The organism is Streptomyces sp. NPDC088124, from assembly GCF_040685895.1.
In the GTDB taxonomy this organism is placed as follows: domain Bacteria; phylum Actinomycetota; class Actinomycetes; order Streptomycetales; family Streptomycetaceae; genus Streptomyces.
The window spans coordinates 14,056-30,969 of the sequence record NZ_JBFBJB010000043.1 but is presented as its reverse complement, the minus strand read 5'-3'; the positions used below and the strand labels follow the sequence as shown (position 1 = coordinate 30,969).

The following is a 16,914-nucleotide window of genomic DNA, read 5'->3' as shown; positions in this document are numbered from 1 at the left end:
GCGACGGCTTGACCCTGTGCCGTCACCCCGTCGCCGCCCCGGTGTCGCCGTGACGTAAGGGCGCCGAGGGCCCCACGCCCTCGGCGCCCGCGTCCGCCGCGCGCTCCTCGCGCACGGTCCTGGTCACTTCCGCGTACGGCCCCGGTGACATCGCCGGATACGGGGGACGTCCCCCGCTTCCAATGCTCACGGGACGTTCCCCACGCGGAAAGATCCACGTTGGCAGGGACACGTTCGGTACGACGACAACACGGATATGCGTGTCGTCATCGTCACCGAGTCCTTCCCGCCCGATGTCAACGGCGTGGCCCACTGCGCCCTCCAGACCGCCCGGCACCTCGCCGCGCGCGGTCACGACCCCCTCGTCATCGCCCCGTCCGTCGCCGGCGACGACGAGACCGACACACCGTGCCCCGTGGTACGCGTGCCCTCCCTCCCGCTGCCCGGCTATCCCCAGGTACGCGTCGCCCTGCCCAGCCGCCGGATCGCCGCGGCCATCACCGCGCACCGCGCCGACCTCGTCCACCTCGCCAGCCCCTTCGTGCTCGGCGTGCGCGGCATGACGGCCGCCGCCCGCCTCGGCGTCCCCGCCGTCGCCGTCTACCAGACCGACCTCGCCGGCTACGCCCGTACGTACGTGGGCGCCGGCGAGGCCGCCGCCTGGCGCCGGCTCAAGGCCGTGCACACCGCGGCCGACCGCACCCTCGCCCCGTCCAGCGCCGCCGTCGCCGACCTCGCCGAGCACGGCATACCCCGGGTCAGCCTCTGGCCCCGGGGTGTCGACACCGTACGGTTCCGGCCCGAACTGCGGGACGAGGCGCTGCGGCGCCGGCTCGCCCCGCACGGTGAACTGATCGTCGGCTACGTCGGCCGGCTCGCCGCCGAGAAGCACGTCGAACTCCTCGCGGGCGTCTGCGGCCTGCCCGGCGTCCGCGTCGTGATCGTCGGCGACGGCCCCAGCGAGACCTCGCTGCGCACCGCGCTGCCCGGCGCGGTCTTCCTCGGCCGCACCACCGGCGAGGACCTGGCCAGGACCTTCGCCTCCTTCGACGTCTTCGCGCACACCGGCCCCTACGAGACCTTCTGCCAGACCGTGCAGGAGGCCATGGCCAGCGGTGTGCCGGTGATCGCCCCCGCCGCGGGCGGACCGCTCGACCTCGTGGACCACGGCCGTACGGGACTCCTCGTCACCCCGCACGACACCGACGCCGTCACGGAGGCCGTGCGGGAACTCGCCCACGCGCCCGCGCGCCGCGCCGCCTACGGGCGGGCAGGACGCGCCGCGGTCGAGGACCGGACCTGGGCCGCCGTCGGGGACCAGCTCCTCGGCCACTACGCCGAGGTGCTCGGCGCGCGTACGGCGGTGGTCGCGTGAGCGCCCTGCGGATCGTACGGCTCGCCAACTTCGTCACGCCGTCCTCCGGCGGACTGCGCACCGCCCTGCACGCGCTGGGCGCCGGCTACCGCGCGGCCGGACACGAACCGGTGCTGATCGTGCCGGGGGAGCGCGCCTCCGACGAGGAGACCGGGCAGGGCCGGGTGATCACCCTGCCGGGCCCCGAACTGCCCGGCACCGGCGGCTACCGCGTCCTCGCCGCCCGCCGCCCGCTGCGCGATGTCCTCGACCGGCTCGCGCCCGACCGGCTCGAAGTCTCCGACCGGACCACCCTGCGCTGGACCGGCGAATGGGCCAGGCGCCACCGGATCCCGTCCGTCATGGTCTCCCACGAGACGGCCGACGGAGTGCTGCGCACCTGGGGCGTGCCCGGGGCGGCGGCCGGGCGGGCGGCCGACCGGCTCAACGCGCGCAGCGCCTGGGCGTACTCCCGGATCGTCTGCACCACCGAGTGGGCGGAGCGCGAGTTCCTGCGGATCGGCGCCCGCAATGTGGTGCGCGCCCCGCTCGGTGTGGACCTGGACCGCTGCCGCCCGCAGCGCCGCGACCCGGATCTGCGCGCCCGGTACGCCCGGGGCGCTGATGTCCTGCTCGTCCTCGGGTCCCGGCTGTCGGTCGAGAAGCGCCCCGGCGCGGCGCTCGACGCGCTGGCGGAGCTGCGGCGGCGCGGGGTACGGGCGTCGCTGGTCGTCGCGGGCGAGGGGCCGCTGCGCGCCGGGCTGGCCCGCCGGGCCCAGGCGCAGCGGCTGCCCGCGCACTTCCTCGGCCATGTCGGCGACCGTGCCGCCATGGCGGACCTCCAGGCCGCCGCCGACATCTGTCTGGCGCCGGGCCCGGCCGAGACCTTCGGCCTCTCGGCCCTGGAGGCGCTCGCCTGCGGCACCCCGGTCGTCGCGAGCGCGTCGTCCGCGCTGCCCGAGGTGATCGGGGACGCGGGCCGGGCGGCGGCGGACGACGCGCATTCCTTCGCGGACGCCGTAGAGGAGCTGCTGGCCCGCCCGGAGGCCGTCCGTCGCGCGGCGGCCCGCGCGCGGGCCGAACTCTTCGGCTGGGACACGGCGGTGGCGGCCTTCCTCGCGGCGCACGACGCCCCCGTGAACGGCGCCCCGGCGCTCCGCTTCCCGCGCGCGGCGTCCCCCGTGCCGACGGCCGCGGCGCCGGCTCCGGCCGTACGCCCCGACGGGGCCCCGCGATGACGGCACGGCCGAGACCCGTCACGCCGGGCGGAGCACCCGTCACGGCGGCCTGTCCTCCGGCCATGGCGGCGCGTCCTCCGGCCGCGGTGACCCGTCCTCCGGCCGCCGTGGCGCGCCCGTCGGCCACGCACGCGCTCCCGCCGGCCGCGGGGCCGGAACCTGTGCCGACACCGCTGGACACGGTGCCCACGCCGCGCCGTGGCGGCACCGGGCGCCCCGGCGTCCCCGGACCGGCGGCGGCCGGACCGGCGGGCTCCGCGCAGGCAGGACCGGGGCACGTCCCGGCGTCCGTCCCCGTGGCCACGCCCCTGCGGTTCGCCGCGCTCGGGGACTCCCTCACCGCCGGGATCGGCGATCCGGTGGACGGGGACGGCTGGCGCGGGTGGGCCGCGCTGCTCGGCGGCGCCCTCGGCGCCGCGGAGGGCGCGGAGGGCGCGGAGGAGGAATGGTTCCGGAACTTCGCGGTCAGCGGCGCCCTCACCCGCGACGTCGAGGAGCGGCAGACGCCCGAGGCGCTGGAGTTCGCCCCCGACATCGCCTCCGTCGTCGTCGGCGTCAACGACACGCTCCGCTGTGCCTTCGACATCCAGGACCTCGCCCCGCGCCTCGACCGCGTCTGCGCCGCCCTCGCCGCGCGGGGCACCGTCCTGCTCACCGCCTGTCTGCCCGACCCCGGCACCATGCTCGGGCTGCCCGCGCCGCTCGCCCGGCCGCTCGCCCGGCGTCAGCGGGCCCTCAACACCGTCGTCCACGCGCTGGCCGCGCGGTACGACACCGTCCATCTGCACATGGCCGACACCGCCTGGGTCGCCGACCGCGCACTGTGGAGCGCCGACCGGCTGCACCCGGGGGAGCGCGGCCACCGGATGATCGCGGCGCGCTTCCACGCGTCCCTCGCCGGCCACGGGTTCGCCCTCGGGGCGCCGCCCGCGCTCGACCCCGACCGGCCGCCGCCCACCCGCGGGGAGTCACTGCGCTGGCTCGCGACCTCCGGCACCGGATGGGTGGCCCGCCGCTGCCGCGACCTGCTGCCGGAGCTGCTGAGGCTGGCGGGCGACGAGGTCGTGCACTGGGCCCGCGGCACCAGCGCCCGCCTCGACCTGCGGGCCGACCACGCGCTCTCCGGGGCGCTCGCCCAGCTCGCCGCCCCGAGGGAACAGTGACGTACCAGGAGTGACGTACAAGGCGTGACGCACGAACAGTGACGCACGAACAGTGACGCACGAACAGTGACGCACGAACAGTGACGCACGAACAGTGACGCACGAACAGTGATGTACGAGCAGTGAGGTACGGCCCCGGAGTTCAGCGCCGCCCCGGCACCCGCCCCGGCACGAAGCGCACCGGCGTCCCCGGTGCCGCCTGCGCCGCGGCCGCGAGGTCCGGCCCCGCGACGACCGCGACCACCGGATAGCCGCCGGTCGTCGGCCGGTCCGCCAGGAACACCAGCGGACATCCGTCGGGCGGCACCTGCACCGCCCCGTCCACCAGCCCCTCGCTGGGCAGCTCGGCCGGCACCGCGCGCTCCAGCGGCGGCCCCTGCGTGCGCAGTCCGATCCGGTTGCTCGCGGACGACACCCGGTAGACCGCCGTGGTCAGCGTCCGCAGCGCGGCGGGCGTGAACCAGTCGGCGCGCGGCCCGAGCCGGATCCGCAGCACCAGTTCGTCCGGCGGCGCCGGGGCCGGCGCCACGTCGACGCGCGCCGCCCGGCCCGCCGGACGGCCCAGCACCACCACCGCGCCGTCCCGCAGCGGCGCGGGTCCGAGCCCCGAGAGCAGATCCGTGGCGCGGCTGCCCAGCACCGGGAGTACCGCGATCCCGCCGCCGAACGCCACGTAGCTCCGTACCCCGGAGACCGCGGGACCGATGTCGAGGACCGCGCCCGCCGGGACCCGTACGGGCGCCCCCCAGGCCGCCGGACGGCCGGCCACCGTGACTGCGCACGGTGCGCCGGTGACCGCCACCGTGACCGCGCGCCGGGGCCGTACCGCGCAGCCGCCCAGCGTCGTCTCCAGGGCCGCGTCCCCCTCCGCGTTGCCCACCAGCCGGTTGGCCAGCCGCAGCGCGGGCCGGTCCAGCGCACCGGAGCGTGCCACCCCCAGGTGGGCGTGGCCGCCGCGCCCCAGGTCCTGCACCGTGGTCAGCGGTCCCTGCCGTACGACGGCGAAGGCGCGGTCCGTCACCCGTCCACCGCCGTGAACCGCACCCGCGTCCCCGGCGCGAGCAGCGCCGGCGGGGTCCGCGCCGTGTCCCACAGGACGGCGTCCGTCGTCCCGATCAGCCGCCAGCCGCCGGGGGAGGAGCGCGGATACACCCCGGTGTACGGGCCGGCGAGGCCGACCGAGCCCGCCGGGACCGCCGTACGGGGCGTGGTCCTGCGCGGTACGGCGTACCGCTCGGGCAGCCCGGTGAGATAGCCGAAGCCGGGCGCGAACCCGCAGAACGCGACCCGGAACTCCGTGGCCGTGTGGATCCGTACCACCTCCCGCTCCGCCACCCCCCACAGCGCGGCCACCTCCGCCAGATCGGCGCCGGCGTACCGGACGGGCAGTTCGACCACCGCCCCCTCGGCCACGGACGGCCCGGTGCTCTCCCAGTCGCCGAGCCGCGCGGCGAGGCCGGCCGGGTCGGCCACCCCGTCGAGCAGGACCGTCCGCGCGGCGGGCACGATCTCCCCGACCGGCGGGAGGGTGCCCTCGGCGCGGCGGCGCAGCAGCTCGGCGTGGAGCGCCTCGGCGGCGGGCCCGTCGGCCACCTCGACGAGCAGCGCCCGCTCGCCGACGGGCAGCACCCTCATACGAACGCCTCCAGCCGGACGCCGGACGCCTCCAACTGGCCGCGGACGCGCCGGGCGAGGCCGACGGCGCCCGGGGTGTCGCCGTGCAGACAGAGCGAGCGGGCGCGGACCCCGATGGACTGCCCGCCCAGCGAGGTGACGACGCCGAACCGGGCCATGGAGACGGCCCGTTCCACCACCGTCGCGGGATCCGTGATCACCGCCCCCTCCTGGCCGCGCGGCACGAGCGTGCCCTCCACGGTGTACGCGCGGTCCGCGAACGCCTCGGTGACGACCGGGAGTCCGGCCTTCTCCGCCATGCCGTGCAGCCGTGAGCCCGGCAGCCCGAGCAGCGGCAGCCGCTCGCCGGTCAGTCTCACCCCCTCCACGACGGCTTCGGCCTGCTCCTCGTCGTGCACCACCCGGTTGTACAGCGCGCCGTGCGGTTTGACGTACGCGACCCGGGCGCCCGCCGCCTTCGCGAACACCTCCAGCGCGCCGATCTGGTAGGCGACCTCGGCCGCCAGCTCGTCGGACGGCACGTCCATCGGACGCCGCCCGAAGCCCGCCAGATCGCGGTACGAGACCTGGGCGCCGATCCGTACCCCCCGCTCGGCGGCCCACGCGCAGACCCGCCGCATCGTGGCCGCGTCCCCGGCATGGAAGCCGCAGGCCACGTTGGCGCTGGTGACGACGGAGAGGAGTTCCTCGTCCTCCGTCAGCCGCCAGCGGCCGAAGCCCTCTCCGAGGTCGGCGTTGAGGTCGATGGACGCCCAGGTCATGGAGTCACCTTCCGGTCGGCGATGTCAGAGCAGTTCACGCCCGCGAGTCTCGGGCAGGCCGAGCAGCGCGAGTACGGCGAGACCGTAGCCGACCGCGCCGAACACCAGGGCCCCGCCGACGCCCCAGCTCGTCGCCAGGAACCCGACGAGCGTCGGGAAGAGCGCGCCGACGGCCCGCCCCGTGTTGTACGTGAAGCCCTGCCCGGTGCCGCGTACGGCGGTCGGGTAGAGCTCGCTGAGGAACGAGCCGAAGCCGCTGAAAATGGCCGACATGCAGAAGCCGAGCGGGAATCCGAGGACCAGCAGCAGCCCGTCGGCCCCCGCCGGAATGTTGGTGTACGCGAGGATCGCCGCGGCGGACAGCACCGCGAAGAGCGCGATGTTCTTCTTCCTGCCGAGCCGGTCCGTGAGGTAACCGCCGGTCAGATAGCCGGTGAAGGCACCGGAGATGAGGAAGGCCAGATAGCCGCCGGTGCCGACGACGGTGAGTCCGCGGTCGCTCTTGAGGAAGGTGGGCACCCAGGTGGCGAGCGTGTAGTAACCGCCCTGCACCCCGGTGGACATCAGGGTCGCGAAGAGCGTCGTCCGCAGCAGGTCCTTGCGGAAGATCGCGGTGAACGAACCCTTCCGCTCGCTGGTGCGGCGCTGTTCGGCCGCCGCGGGCGCGTCGCTGACGTTGCGGCGTACGTAGACGATCAGCAGCGCGGGCAGCGCGCCCGTCCAGAACATCACCCGCCACGCGGTGTCCGCGTCCAGGAACTGGAAGACCAGGGTGTAGACGACGACCGCGAGCGCCCAGCCGGCCGCCCACGCGCTCTGCACGGCACCGAGCGTACGGCCGCGGTGCCGCCCCGAGGCGTACTCGGCGACGAGGATCGCGCCGACCGCCCACTCACCGCCGAAGCCCAGCCCCTGGAGGGCGCGGAAGACGAGCAGCGTCTCGTAGTTCGGCGCGAAGCCGCACAGCACGGTGAAGACCGCGTAGGTGATCACCGTGATCATCAGGGCCCGCACCCGGCCGATCCGGTCGGCGAGCACACCGGCGACGGCGCCGCCGATGGCGGACACGACCAGCGTGACGGTGGTGAGCAGACCGGTCTGGCCGCTGTCGAGGCTGAAGTAGGCGGCGATGGCCACCATCGACAGCGGCAGCGTGAAGAAGTCGTACGAGTCGAGTCCGTAACCGCCGAACGCGCCGGCGAAGGCCCGGCGCCCCTGCGGCCCCAGGGCCCGCAGCCAGGCGAACGCGCCGGTGTCCTCGGGAAGTTCGTCCTTGGTCAGACGTGCTTGGGTCGTGCTCATCCGCACCTCGCAGGAGGGTGAGTGTGCCGGGACCGTGAGCTGAGAACACCGTAGGGGATTGTTCAACGATCCGACAAGAGGCATGTTGGTTTGTCGGTTTCTTCTACGATGGACGCACCATGCCGGGCGAACGAGGGAGAGCACGCTGTGGGGACGAGCGGGTCGGGACTCGGTCAACTGGCGGACGACCGCGCGCTGCTGGGCCGCACCAGCACGGCGGAACGGGTCGCCGACATCCTGCGCACGCGGATCGCCGAGGGGTACTTCCAGCCGGGGGAGCGGCTCTCCGAGGACAGCATCGGCAAGGCGCTCGCCGTCTCGCGCAACACCCTGCGCGAGGCGTTCCGGCTCCTCACCCATGAACGGCTGCTCGTCCACGAGCTGAACCGGGGGGTCTTCGTCCGGGTCCTCGCGGTCCAGGACGTCGAGGACATCTACCGCACCCGCCGGCTGATCCAGTGCGCGGTCGTCCGCGGCCTCGACGGCCCCCCGTTCGAACTGGGCGGCCTGCTGGACGCCGTCACCGAGGGGGAGCACGCGGCGGAGGAGGGGCACTGGAAGGACGTCTCCACCGCCAACATCCACTTCCACCGGGAACTGGTCGCCCTCGCAGGCAGCGCGCGCACCGACGAGCTGATGCGCGGCGTCCTGGCCGAACTGCGCCTCGCCTTCCACATCGTGGACGATCCACGCGCCCTGCACGAGCCGTACCTCACCCGTAACCGGCAACTCCTCGAATCCCTGAAGGCGGGCGACCGGGACGGCACGGAACGCCTCCTCGCCGCCTATCTGGACGACTCGCGCGAGCAGGTCGTGGAGGTGTACGCGGGCCTGGTCGCCGACGAGCCGGCGGACAAGGACTGAGGTTCTGCGTCGTTTCGACCGTTGTCGGTGCGAGGACCTAATCTGTTCCCCGTGACTTCGCCTGCCCCGACGGACTTCGTTCCGCCCCAGCTCAGCGCGGGGCCGCGGCCCGCCCAGGGCCCGGCCGCCGACGAAGGGCTCGCGCGCCGCCTGCGCGCGCTCGCCTGCACCGCGCCGCTGCACGACCTGGACGCCCGCAAGGCCAATCTGGCGGGCGAGTACTCGGTGTACGCGATGGCGGAGGTCGCCCTCTCCGCCATCGACCTGGTCACGCTCAACATGGACTTCGACACCGGCGCCGACCACGAACAGATAGTGTCCAGACTCCTCCCCCGCATCGCCGCCCAGGCACCCCGCCGCCCGGCCGCGGAGTACGAACGCGTCGCCCGCTGGGTCCTGGAGAACCTGATCAACGTGGGCAGCGTGGACCGTGGCTTCCGCGCCGTCTACGGCACGTTCGGCACGGACGGCGTCTACACCCGCAGGGATTACGACTTCAAGCTGATCGAAGAGGTCCCGGGACACGGCGGCAGCGTCTTCCTCCGTACGACCGACGAAGCGGTCAACGTCCTGGTCGGCGCCCTCGACACGGACGTCACCAGCGCCCAGATCGCCGCCGAGGTCAAGCTGGAGGTCCTGATCAGCCGGGGCAGGCTGGCCGACGCCCAGCTCGCCGCCGAACAGGCCCGGTACCGGACCGTGCAGTACGCGGAGACGCTGCGCAGAACCCTGGAGGCGACCCGGCGCAACGTACGGGCCGTGGACTGGCTGAACGCCGTACCGGACATGATCGACGAGGCGCTCGACCATGTCGCCGACCGGTACCGCCACGAGAACGCGATCCTGACCAACATCCGCAAGGCGCGGGACGAGGCGGAGACCGGCACCGACCCCAGAACGGCCGAGCACAAGCGGCGCGCCGCCGAACTCGTCGACATCGTCAAGGACTGCATCCGCCGGCACACCCAGCTCCAGTCCCGCCTCCTGGAGGCCGGCCCCCTCTTCCGGGCCGAACAGGACCGCCAGGCCTTCGCCCGGCCCGCCGCCCACACCGGACTCGACCTGTACGGACAGCTCGTCGCCCCGCTGCTGCCGCTCCCGGTGGAGCGGGCCGCCCGCGTCACCGACGCCTTCTTCGCCCGCGGCACGGGCCTGCGCACCCCGGCCTCCGTCCGGGTCGGCGACCTGATCGACCTGCTGCTGACCCCACCGGTGGAGCGCGAACACCTCGGCGCGGAGATGCCGGAGCCGGACCTGATCGCGACCCCGGACGACAGCCGCTTCAGCGAGGAACAGCTCGCGAGCGCGAAGGAACTCCTCGACCTGGAGCACGACGCGCCGCGCAGACTCTCCGGCCTTCTCGCGGAGGCCCGCCTGCGCGATCCGGAACTGCCCTACCTCGTCGCCCTCCTGGCCATCCACGCGGCCAGCCCCCCGGTGGGCACGGCCTACCGCCAGGGCGAGGAGCGCCTGCTCTTCGCGGTGGACGACGGCACCCCCCTGGACGACCCGGAGTTCGGCGGCGCGGACCTGATAGTCGGCACGGCCCTCCTGGACGCGGCAGGCATGACGGCGGACCGCGCGGAGGCGGCATGACCACGGCAGCCGGACAGGAGAGCCCATCGGCGGGAGGGGATCGGGGTCGGGTCGGAGGCGGTGCGTGTCCGGACACTGAAGCGTGATGTGTGGCGCGTAGACGCCCGTCTCTTCCGTACAAGAGCAGTACCGCGCCGTGCATCATGCCGTCCGGGCATGTGCCTCCGGAGACCCCGGGCCCCGCACCACGACGCACCACCCGCACCCCCCCCAAGGAGCCGCCCCGTGAGCGACTACACCGCCGAGCCTTCCGCCACGTGGCCCGACCCCACCGACCAGGACCCGCCCGAGCCCCCCGGGCCGAGCGCCGGCGGAGCGCTCACCCCCGCCGACGCCGCCGACGCCGCCCGCCTCGTCTCCTTCGGGCTCCAGCCCAAACTCCTGCCGGCCCGCGACGCCGAGTACACCGAACTGCTCCGCCGCTACCGCGAGGACCCCGCCTTCGCCCGCGTCGCCGACGCCGTCGCCACCGGGTTCGGCCTCGTCGTCCTCGAAGTCTCCCCGCGCGCCGGCATGGCCGTCACCGCGGCCGAGGACTCGGTCTTCGCCGTCCGCATGGGCGACTACGCGCGCCGCGCCTCGACCGACTCCGCCGACCGCTTCCTGCACGGCCTGGCCCATCTCGCCGTCGCGGCCCTGGCCTTCCCCCGCCCCGAGGACCTCGCAGACGACGGATACATCGGCCGGATCACGGTCAACGGGGTGGACGCCTTCGTACGACAGGCCTGCCGCCGCCTGGAGGAACGCGCCGAGCGGGACGGGGAGAACACCGACCCGTCGACCGACGCCCCCGGCCTGGAGGCCGCCTGGCGGACCTACGCACGGCGCAGCGCGACCGGCGCCACCAAGGACGCCCGCCGTCTCGCCGGCTCCACGACCGGCATCATCGGCAAGGCCGTGGCGTTCCTCACCGACTCCGGATTCCTCCAGCGCACCGGCGACGACGCCGGAGGCGCCTACCGCACCACCGCCCGCTACCAGCTCCAGGTGCGCGACATGGCGGGCCACGCGGCCCTCACCGAACTGCTGGAGCTGGGCGTCGTCCCCGTCACCGACGGCTCCGCCACCCTGCTGCCCCCGCCCGACGGCGACGACCTGGAACTGGCCGCCGACGCGGGCCTGCCCTTCCACGCCTGACGCCCCGCCCACGACCACCCGTCCCGCCCACGGCCACTCGCTCCGCCCAAGGCCACCCGTCCCGCCCACGCCATCCGCCCCACCCGCCCCGCCATTCACCAGACGAGAGTCCGCCATGTACGAGCTGTCCCGGGTCCGCCTCTACTCCATCGGCCCCGCCGGCGCGCGCTACGCCGACACCGTGCTCGACCTGCGCGGAGTGGGCGCCCCCGTGCCCCGCCCCGCGCCCACCCAGGCGGAGTTCTTCGAGGAGGAGCCGGTCGGCCCGCCGCGCCGCCCCGCGCCCGCGGGTGTGCTCTTCCTGGAGAACGGCGGCGGCAAGTCCGTCCTGCTCAAGCTGATCTTCTCGGTGATGCTGCCGGGACACCGCAACACACTCGGCGGCGCCAGCTCCGGCGTGCTGCGCAAGTTCCTGCTCGCGGACGACTGCGGCCATGTCGCCCTGGAGTGGCAGCACACCCTCACCGGGGAACTCGTCGTCGTCGGCAAGGCCAGCGAGTGGCGCGGCCGGCAGGTCTCCAACGACCCGCGGAAGTTCGCCGAGGGGTGGTACTCCTTCCGGCCCGGCCCCGGACTCAGCCTCGACTCGCTGCCGGTCGCCGAGTCCACCGCCGTCCGGCCGCCCGCCGAAGGCGTCTCCGGCGCGCGCGGCAGACGCCGCACGATGAAGGGCTTCCGCGACGCCCTCACCGAGGCCGGGAAGTTCTACCCCCATCTGGACATCCACTGGGAGGAGATCCACGACCGCTGGAACGAACACCTCGGCGATCTGGGCCTCGACCCCGAACTCTTCCGCTACCAGCGCGAGATGAACGCCGACGAGGGCGAGGCCGCCGGCCTCTTCGCCGTCAAGAAGGACTCCGACTTCACCGACCTCCTGCTGCGCGCCGTCACCGACACCCGGGACACCGACGGCCTCGCCGACCTCGTCGGAGGCTTCGGCAACAAGCTGGGCCGCCGCGCCGAACTCACCGCGGAGCGCGACTTCACCGCCGGTTCCGTCGATCTCCTCGGCCGGATCGTGGCGGCGACCGAGACCCGCGGCCGCGCCCGCGACGTCCACGCGGGCGCCGAGCGCCGGGCCCGGGCGCTCGTCACCCGGCTCACCGCGCGGGCCGGCGAGGAGCGCGGCCGGGCCGCCGACCTCGCCCAGCGGGTCACCGCCGCCGCCCACACCGTGACCGAGGCCGAGCGGTCGCGCGGCCACAGCGCGCTGATCGCCGCCGAACTCGCCTACCGGCACGCCTCGCTGGCGCTCACCGCCGCGGAGAAGCGCGCCGCCGCCCAGCGCCGGGAGCTCACCGACGCCCGTACGCTCCACTCGGCCTGGCAGGCCGCCGAGAGCGTGCTGCGCCACCGCGCGGCGTCCGACCGCTCCGCACGCGTGGCCGCCGCGATCCGGGAGGCCGAGCGGGACGCCGCGCCCGCGCTGGCCGCCCGCGCCACCGCCGCGGCCGATCTCGTACGGGCGCTGCACGCCGCCGCCGAGGAGGGCGAGCGCCTCGCGAACGAGGAGGAGGAGCGCTCCGCCACCCTCCAGGAGACCGGCGAGGCCGCCCACCGCGACGCGACCGCCGCCGCCACCGACGCGCAGCGCGCCCGCAGCGAGGCCGGGCATCTGCGCCAGCGCCTCGCCGAGGTCGAGCAGGAGACGGCCGAGGCGGTCCGGGCCGGCTGGCTCGACGACTCCGCGCCCGACGCCGACCCGGCCCGTGCCGCGCTCGCCGCCAGTGACGCGGAGAAGGCGGCCGTCGCCCTCTGGGACGCGGCTCGCGACGCGGCGCGTACGTCGGCGGAGCGCGCCAGGGAGGGCGCCTCCGCCGAATCCCGCGCCGAACTGGCCGCCGCCCGCGCCGCCGACGCCGCCCGCGCCGCCGAGCAGTCCTACGAGGCCGAGCGCCGCGCCGCCGAGTCGATCGCCGGGGACGAACGCCTCGCCGAACTGCTGAGCCTGCCCACCACCGTCGCGGCCCTGACCACGTCGCAGGCGGGGGTCCCGGGGCAGCGCACCGGAACGGACCCGGCGCCCGACGGCCCGGCGTCCGACGGCCCCGCGGCCCATCGCCCCGGGGCGTCCCCGCACCCCTCCGAGGGCCCGCTGAGCCCCGAGGAACTGGACCGGTACGCCGACGAGCTGCGCGAACTCCTCGACCAGGGCATCGCCGCCGCCGAGCGGAACCTCTTCGAGCTGCGGACCGCCGCCGCCGACGACGCGCGGATCCTCGGCGCCCTCGGCGACGGCGGGCTGCTGCCGCCGGGCCCCGATGTGCTGGCCACGGTCGAATTCCTCGGCGAACACGGCATCCCCGCGCTGCCCGGCTGGCGCTATCTCGCCCAGGCCGTCGACCCCGCCGACCACGCCGCCGTCCTGGTCGCCAGGCCCGAGCTGGTCGACGGCGTCGTGATCACCGACCCCGACTCGCACGCCCGTGCCCGGGAGGCGCTCGCCGGCGCCGCGCTGCTGCCGCGCTCCACCGTGGCCGTCGGCACCGCCGCCGCGCTGCTGGCCCCGGTGCCGCCGCCGGGCGGGGAAGGTGCCGAGGACAGCGGTGTCTTCCTCGTACCGCCGAACCCGGCCATGCACGACGAGCACGCCGCCGACGAGGAGCGGCAGACGCTGCGCGCCCGCGCCGCCGCCCGCGACGAGGAGATCCGCACCCTCGCCGCCCGGCTGACCGGCGACCGCTCGCTCGCCGCCAGGATCGGCTCCTGGCGCGCCGACTGCCCGCCCGGCATGCTCACGGAGCTGTCCGCCGCCGCGGCCACGGCCCGGGAGAGCGCGGAGACGGCCGCGGCGGCGCTCGCCGAGGCCCGTACGGTACGGGCCGAGGCGGACGAGGCCGCCGCCGACACCGCCCGGGTCCGCGACGAACGCCAGGAGGCCGCCCAGCGCGCCCGCCGGGCCGCCGACGTGCTCTCCGGCCTCGCGCACCGGCTCCGTGAACGCGCCGGCTGGCAGGCCAAGCTCCGGGAACTGGCCGACGACGCCACCGAGTACGAGGCGCGCGCGGCCGTCTGCCTGGAGCGGGCCCGCGCCGCCGACGAGGACCGCAGGGCCGCCCAGCGCGCGGGTGACGACGCCCGCCGTACCGCACGCGCCCTGCGCGCCGAGCGCGCCGAGATCGCCGGCGCCCCCGAGACGATCCCCGAGGCGGCGCCGGACGCCCCGCGCGCCGCGCTGCCCGCCCTGCGCGAGGCCTACCGCGCGGCCTCCCAGCTGTACGAGAAGGTGGGCGTCGGCGCCGACCTGCGCGCCGAACAGGCCCGCGCCGAGGGCGACGAGAGCGCCGCCCTCGCCGAACTGGACCGGCTCACCAACAAGGTCCGTACCCGCGCCGGGCAACTGCTCGAATCCACCGATGGCGCCGACGGGCCCTCCCGGCAGGCCGCCGCCGCCCGCGCCGAGTCCCTGGTCCAGATGCTGGAGTCGCGCGCCTCGGCCGCCAGTGAGCAACTGGGCCGGTTCCGCGGCGAGGCCGAGCGGCTGGCCCCCGCCGACGGCGACACACACACCGAACTCCCCGAGGACCAGGTCCCGGCCGACGCCGAGCAGGCGCAGATCCTGCTCCGTACGGCCACCACCGAACTGGCCGTACGGACCGACGCGCTGGAGACGGCGCGGGCCGCGCACAGCGAGCTGCTGTACGCGCACCGCGCCGCCGAGGAGGCGGCGGGCGGCTTCGACGAGACCGCGGCCCTCCTGCGCGACCTGCTGCGCGGCGCCGTCACCGAGGAGACCGGCCCCGAGGAGGCACCGCGCCCGCCGGAACCGTATCCGGGCACGCTGGAGGAGGCCCGCGGGTCCACGGGCGAGGCCCGCCGGGCCCTGCGCGGCTGCGCGGCCGACCTCTCGGCGGCGGAGGCGGGCGTACGCGAGGCATGCGACGTGCTCGTACGGCACGCCAACTCCACCCGGTACGAGCAGGTGCGCACCCCCGCCCGGCAGCAGATCCGCGAGCTCCCGGCCGCCGCGCTGCCCGAGCACGCGGCGGCGTGGGCGCAGGCGTTCGCCCCCCGGCTGAGGGTGCTGACGGACGAGCTGGCGCAGTTGGAGCGCAACCGCGACTCCATCGTCGACCGGCTGCGGGGTCTGGTCGACTCCGCGCTGACGACGCTCCGTTCGGCCCAGCGGCTCTCCCGGCTGCCCGAGGGCCTGGGGGAGTGGTCGGGGCAGGAGTTCCTGCGGATCCGCTTCGAGGAGCCGGACCGCGCGACGCTCACCGAACGGCTGGGCCAGGTCATCGACGAGGCCACCCGGGCCGCCCTCAAGAAGAACTCCGACCTCCGCAGGGACGGCATGTCCCTGCTGCTGCGCGGCGTCCAGGCCGCCCTCGAACCCAAGGGCATCGCCGTCGAGATCCTCAAGCCCGACGCCGTGCTGCGCGCCGAGCGCGTCCCCGTCGGGCAGATGGGCGACGTCTTCTCCGGCGGTCAGCTGCTGACCGCCGCGATCGCCCTGTACTGCACGATGGCGGCGCTCCGCAGCAACGACCGGGGGCGCGACAAGCACCGGCACGCGGGCACGCTCTTCCTCGACAACCCGATCGGCCGTGCCAACGCCACCTACCTGCTGGAGCTCCAGCGCGCGGTCTCGGACGCGCTGGGTGTGCAGCTCCTCTACACCACGGGTCTCTTCGACACGACGGCGCTCGCCGAATTCCCGCTGGTCATCAGGTTGCGCAACGACGCGGATCTGCGCGCCGGGCTGAAGTACATCAGTGTGGAGGAGCACTTGCGCCCCGGGCTGCCGCAGCAGGACCCGGACGGCGAGCCCGTGCACGGCGAGATCACCGCGACCCGCATGTTCAAGCGGACCCCCGACCCGGCCGCCACACCACCCCCGGCCCCGGACCCGGCCCCAGCCCCGGAAGTCCCGGACTCCGCCCGGGAAGCCGCCCGGATCCCGGCCCCGGCCGGCTCCCCGGACCCGTCGGACCCATCGGACCCGTCGGACACCGGAGGGGCGCGGGTCAGGCCGTCTTGAGCCCGGCCGCCGCCTGTTCCTCGCTCAGGGCGGCGGCGCCCGCCGGCGGTATCCGTACCCCCTCGCGCGCCGCCTTCCTGGCCGCCCGCCGTGCCCTGCGCCGCTCGCGGCGCAACTGGCGCGCCGTACTGCTGGGCACGGACACCACTCCGTAACGCTGGTTCCACACCTGGCGCGTCACCCAGACGTCCAGCACACCCCACGTCGCGACCACCGTCGAGGCCACACTGCTCAGCACCATCGGGAAGGCCAGCCAGGACCCCGCGAGCGTGCTGAGGAACGCAATCATGGCCTGAATCAGTGTCACCGCGGTGATGATGACCGCCCGGACCGCGGCCGTCCTGACCGGATCCGGCATGCGGTAGGACCGCGCGGGCTCCTCGACCCACAACCCGCGCGAGACCCGCTCGAACTCCCCCGCCCGCACGGAACCCCGCCGTTCATCCGTCTGCTGCATGGACCGTCACTCCCCAACCCCGCTGCCCGTCCCAAGGGGGACTGCCCGGCTCGTCACGCTTCATGCCGCTTCGGAATCGAACCGATTCCGAACGGTGATGCGCGAACCGCCCGTAGCGCTCCGGACTTCCCCCTGATCCCCGTACATAACGACGAATGTCCACCCGCGAAGATTCCCCTCCGGGCCGTCATCGGACCGTCACCCCGCTGTCAAGCGAATGATTTCGGCCATCTGTCTTGACCGGTACGGGGCTTCCCTCGTGGCCTCCATACATCAGAGGCCGAAGCCATCTCGCCGAATACCGGGACAACTCATGATCAAGGAGGCAGGGGACGGCTGAAAAACATCCGGACGTGTCTTCGAGTTGCCGGTGTGACAGTAGTAGGCTCGCGCCGTTTGCTGACGAAGTATCTCCCGCATCAG

At 75.0% G+C, this 16,914-nt stretch carries 13 protein-coding genes; 7 read left to right on the top strand and 6 right to left on the bottom strand.

The window, feature by feature from the left end; all coding sequences use genetic code 11:
• Positions 1 to 22: 22 nt before the first annotated feature.
• On the bottom strand, positions 23 to 190 hold the full coding sequence (locus tag AB0P17_RS30305) for a hypothetical protein (protein ID WP_365815724.1): 168 nt from the start codon (positions 188 to 190) through the stop codon (positions 23 to 25).
• A gap of 66 nt (positions 191 to 256) precedes the next feature.
• Between AB0P17_RS30305 and AB0P17_RS30300 the strand changes: the two genes are divergently transcribed.
• From AB0P17_RS30300 to AB0P17_RS30290, 3 genes are all read left to right on the top strand, one after another.
• Entirely contained in the window at positions 257 to 1,375 is a 1,119-nt protein-coding gene (locus AB0P17_RS30300; protein WP_365815722.1) for a glycosyltransferase family 1 protein, read from the top strand.
• Complete coding sequence (locus AB0P17_RS30295) at positions 1,372 to 2,592, top strand: glycosyltransferase (RefSeq protein WP_365815720.1); 1,221 nt, start codon at positions 1,372 to 1,374, stop codon at positions 2,590 to 2,592. Before AB0P17_RS30300 ends, AB0P17_RS30295 begins: the two co-directional genes overlap by 4 nt.
• A gap of 308 nt (positions 2,593 to 2,900) precedes the next feature.
• Entirely contained in the window at positions 2,901 to 3,755 is an 855-nt protein-coding gene (locus tag AB0P17_RS30290) for an SGNH/GDSL hydrolase family protein (protein ID WP_365815808.1), read from the top strand.
• A gap of 142 nt (positions 3,756 to 3,897) precedes the next feature.
• Here AB0P17_RS30290 and AB0P17_RS30285 read toward each other — a convergent pair whose 3' ends face one another.
• The 4 genes from AB0P17_RS30285 to AB0P17_RS30270 are packed head-to-tail and all read right to left on the bottom strand — an operon-like array spanning position 3,898 to position 7,453.
• Positions 3,898 to 4,776: a biotin-dependent carboxyltransferase family protein gene (locus AB0P17_RS30285; protein ID WP_365815718.1), complete on the bottom strand. Its 879-nt coding sequence runs from the start codon at positions 4,774 to 4,776 to the stop codon at positions 3,898 to 3,900.
• Positions 4,773 to 5,390, bottom strand: a complete 618-nt coding sequence (gene pxpB / locus AB0P17_RS30280) for a 5-oxoprolinase subunit PxpB (protein WP_365815716.1) — start codon at positions 5,388 to 5,390, stop codon at positions 4,773 to 4,775. Before pxpB ends, AB0P17_RS30285 begins: the two co-directional genes overlap by 4 nt.
• Positions 5,387 to 6,151: a 5-oxoprolinase subunit PxpA gene (locus AB0P17_RS30275; RefSeq protein ID WP_365815714.1), complete on the bottom strand. Its 765-nt coding sequence runs from the start codon at positions 6,149 to 6,151 to the stop codon at positions 5,387 to 5,389. The genes pxpB and AB0P17_RS30275 overlap by 4 nt, the downstream gene beginning before the upstream one ends.
• A gap of 24 nt (positions 6,152 to 6,175) precedes the next feature.
• The gene (locus AB0P17_RS30270; protein WP_365815712.1) at positions 6,176 to 7,453 is read right to left on the bottom strand and encodes an MFS transporter; all 1,278 of its coding nucleotides are present in this window, start codon (positions 7,451 to 7,453) and stop codon (positions 6,176 to 6,178) included.
• A 147-nt stretch (positions 7,454 to 7,600) separates the two neighbouring features.
• On the opposite strand from AB0P17_RS30270, the gene AB0P17_RS30265 reads away from it, so the two are divergent.
• The 4 genes from AB0P17_RS30265 (at position 7,601) to AB0P17_RS30250 (ending at position 16,034) form a co-directional block, all read left to right on the top strand.
• Positions 7,601 to 8,317 (top strand): GntR family transcriptional regulator, encoded by a 717-nt coding sequence (locus tag AB0P17_RS30265; protein ID WP_365815710.1) that lies wholly within the window; start codon positions 7,601 to 7,603, stop codon positions 8,315 to 8,317.
• Between the two features lie 51 nt (positions 8,318 to 8,368).
• Positions 8,369 to 9,913 carry a hypothetical protein gene (locus AB0P17_RS30260; protein ID WP_365815708.1) on the top strand — a complete coding sequence of 515 codons (1,545 nt, stop codon included), beginning with the start codon at positions 8,369 to 8,371 and terminating at the stop codon, positions 9,911 to 9,913.
• Between the two features lie 225 nt (positions 9,914 to 10,138).
• Entirely contained in the window at positions 10,139 to 11,050 is a 912-nt protein-coding gene (locus AB0P17_RS30255) for a hypothetical protein (RefSeq protein WP_365815706.1), read from the top strand.
• 115 nt (positions 11,051 to 11,165) lie between these two features.
• Positions 11,166 to 16,034: a hypothetical protein gene (locus AB0P17_RS30250; RefSeq protein WP_365815704.1), complete on the top strand. Its 4,869-nt coding sequence runs from the start codon at positions 11,166 to 11,168 to the stop codon at positions 16,032 to 16,034.
• Here AB0P17_RS30250 and AB0P17_RS30245 read toward each other — a convergent pair.
• Positions 16,021 to 16,491: a hypothetical protein gene (locus tag AB0P17_RS30245; RefSeq protein WP_365815702.1), complete on the bottom strand. Its 471-nt coding sequence runs from the start codon at positions 16,489 to 16,491 to the stop codon at positions 16,021 to 16,023. The genes AB0P17_RS30250 and AB0P17_RS30245 overlap by 14 nt on opposite strands.
• Between the last annotated feature and the right edge of the window lie 423 nt (positions 16,492 to 16,914).

What these genes read in the sequence shown, in the direction of transcription:
- AB0P17_RS30300 (WP_365815722.1), top strand. Translation starts at nt 257, where the DNA reads ATGCGTGTCGTCATCGTCACCGAGTCCTTCCCGCCCGATGTCAACGGC.
- pxpB (WP_365815716.1), bottom strand. Translation starts at nt 5,390, where the DNA reads ATGAGGGTGCTGCCCGTCGGCGAGCGGGCGCTGCTCGTCGAGGTGGCC.
- AB0P17_RS30275 (WP_365815714.1), bottom strand. Translation starts at nt 6,151, where the DNA reads ATGACCTGGGCGTCCATCGACCTCAACGCCGACCTCGGAGAGGGCTTC.
- AB0P17_RS30270 (WP_365815712.1), bottom strand. Translation starts at nt 7,453, where the DNA reads ATGAGCACGACCCAAGCACGTCTGACCAAGGACGAACTTCCCGAGGAC.
- AB0P17_RS30250 (WP_365815704.1), top strand. Translation starts at nt 11,166, where the DNA reads ATGTACGAGCTGTCCCGGGTCCGCCTCTACTCCATCGGCCCCGCCGGC.
- AB0P17_RS30245 (WP_365815702.1), bottom strand. Translation starts at nt 16,491, where the DNA reads ATGCAGCAGACGGATGAACGGCGGGGTTCCGTGCGGGCGGGGGAGTTC.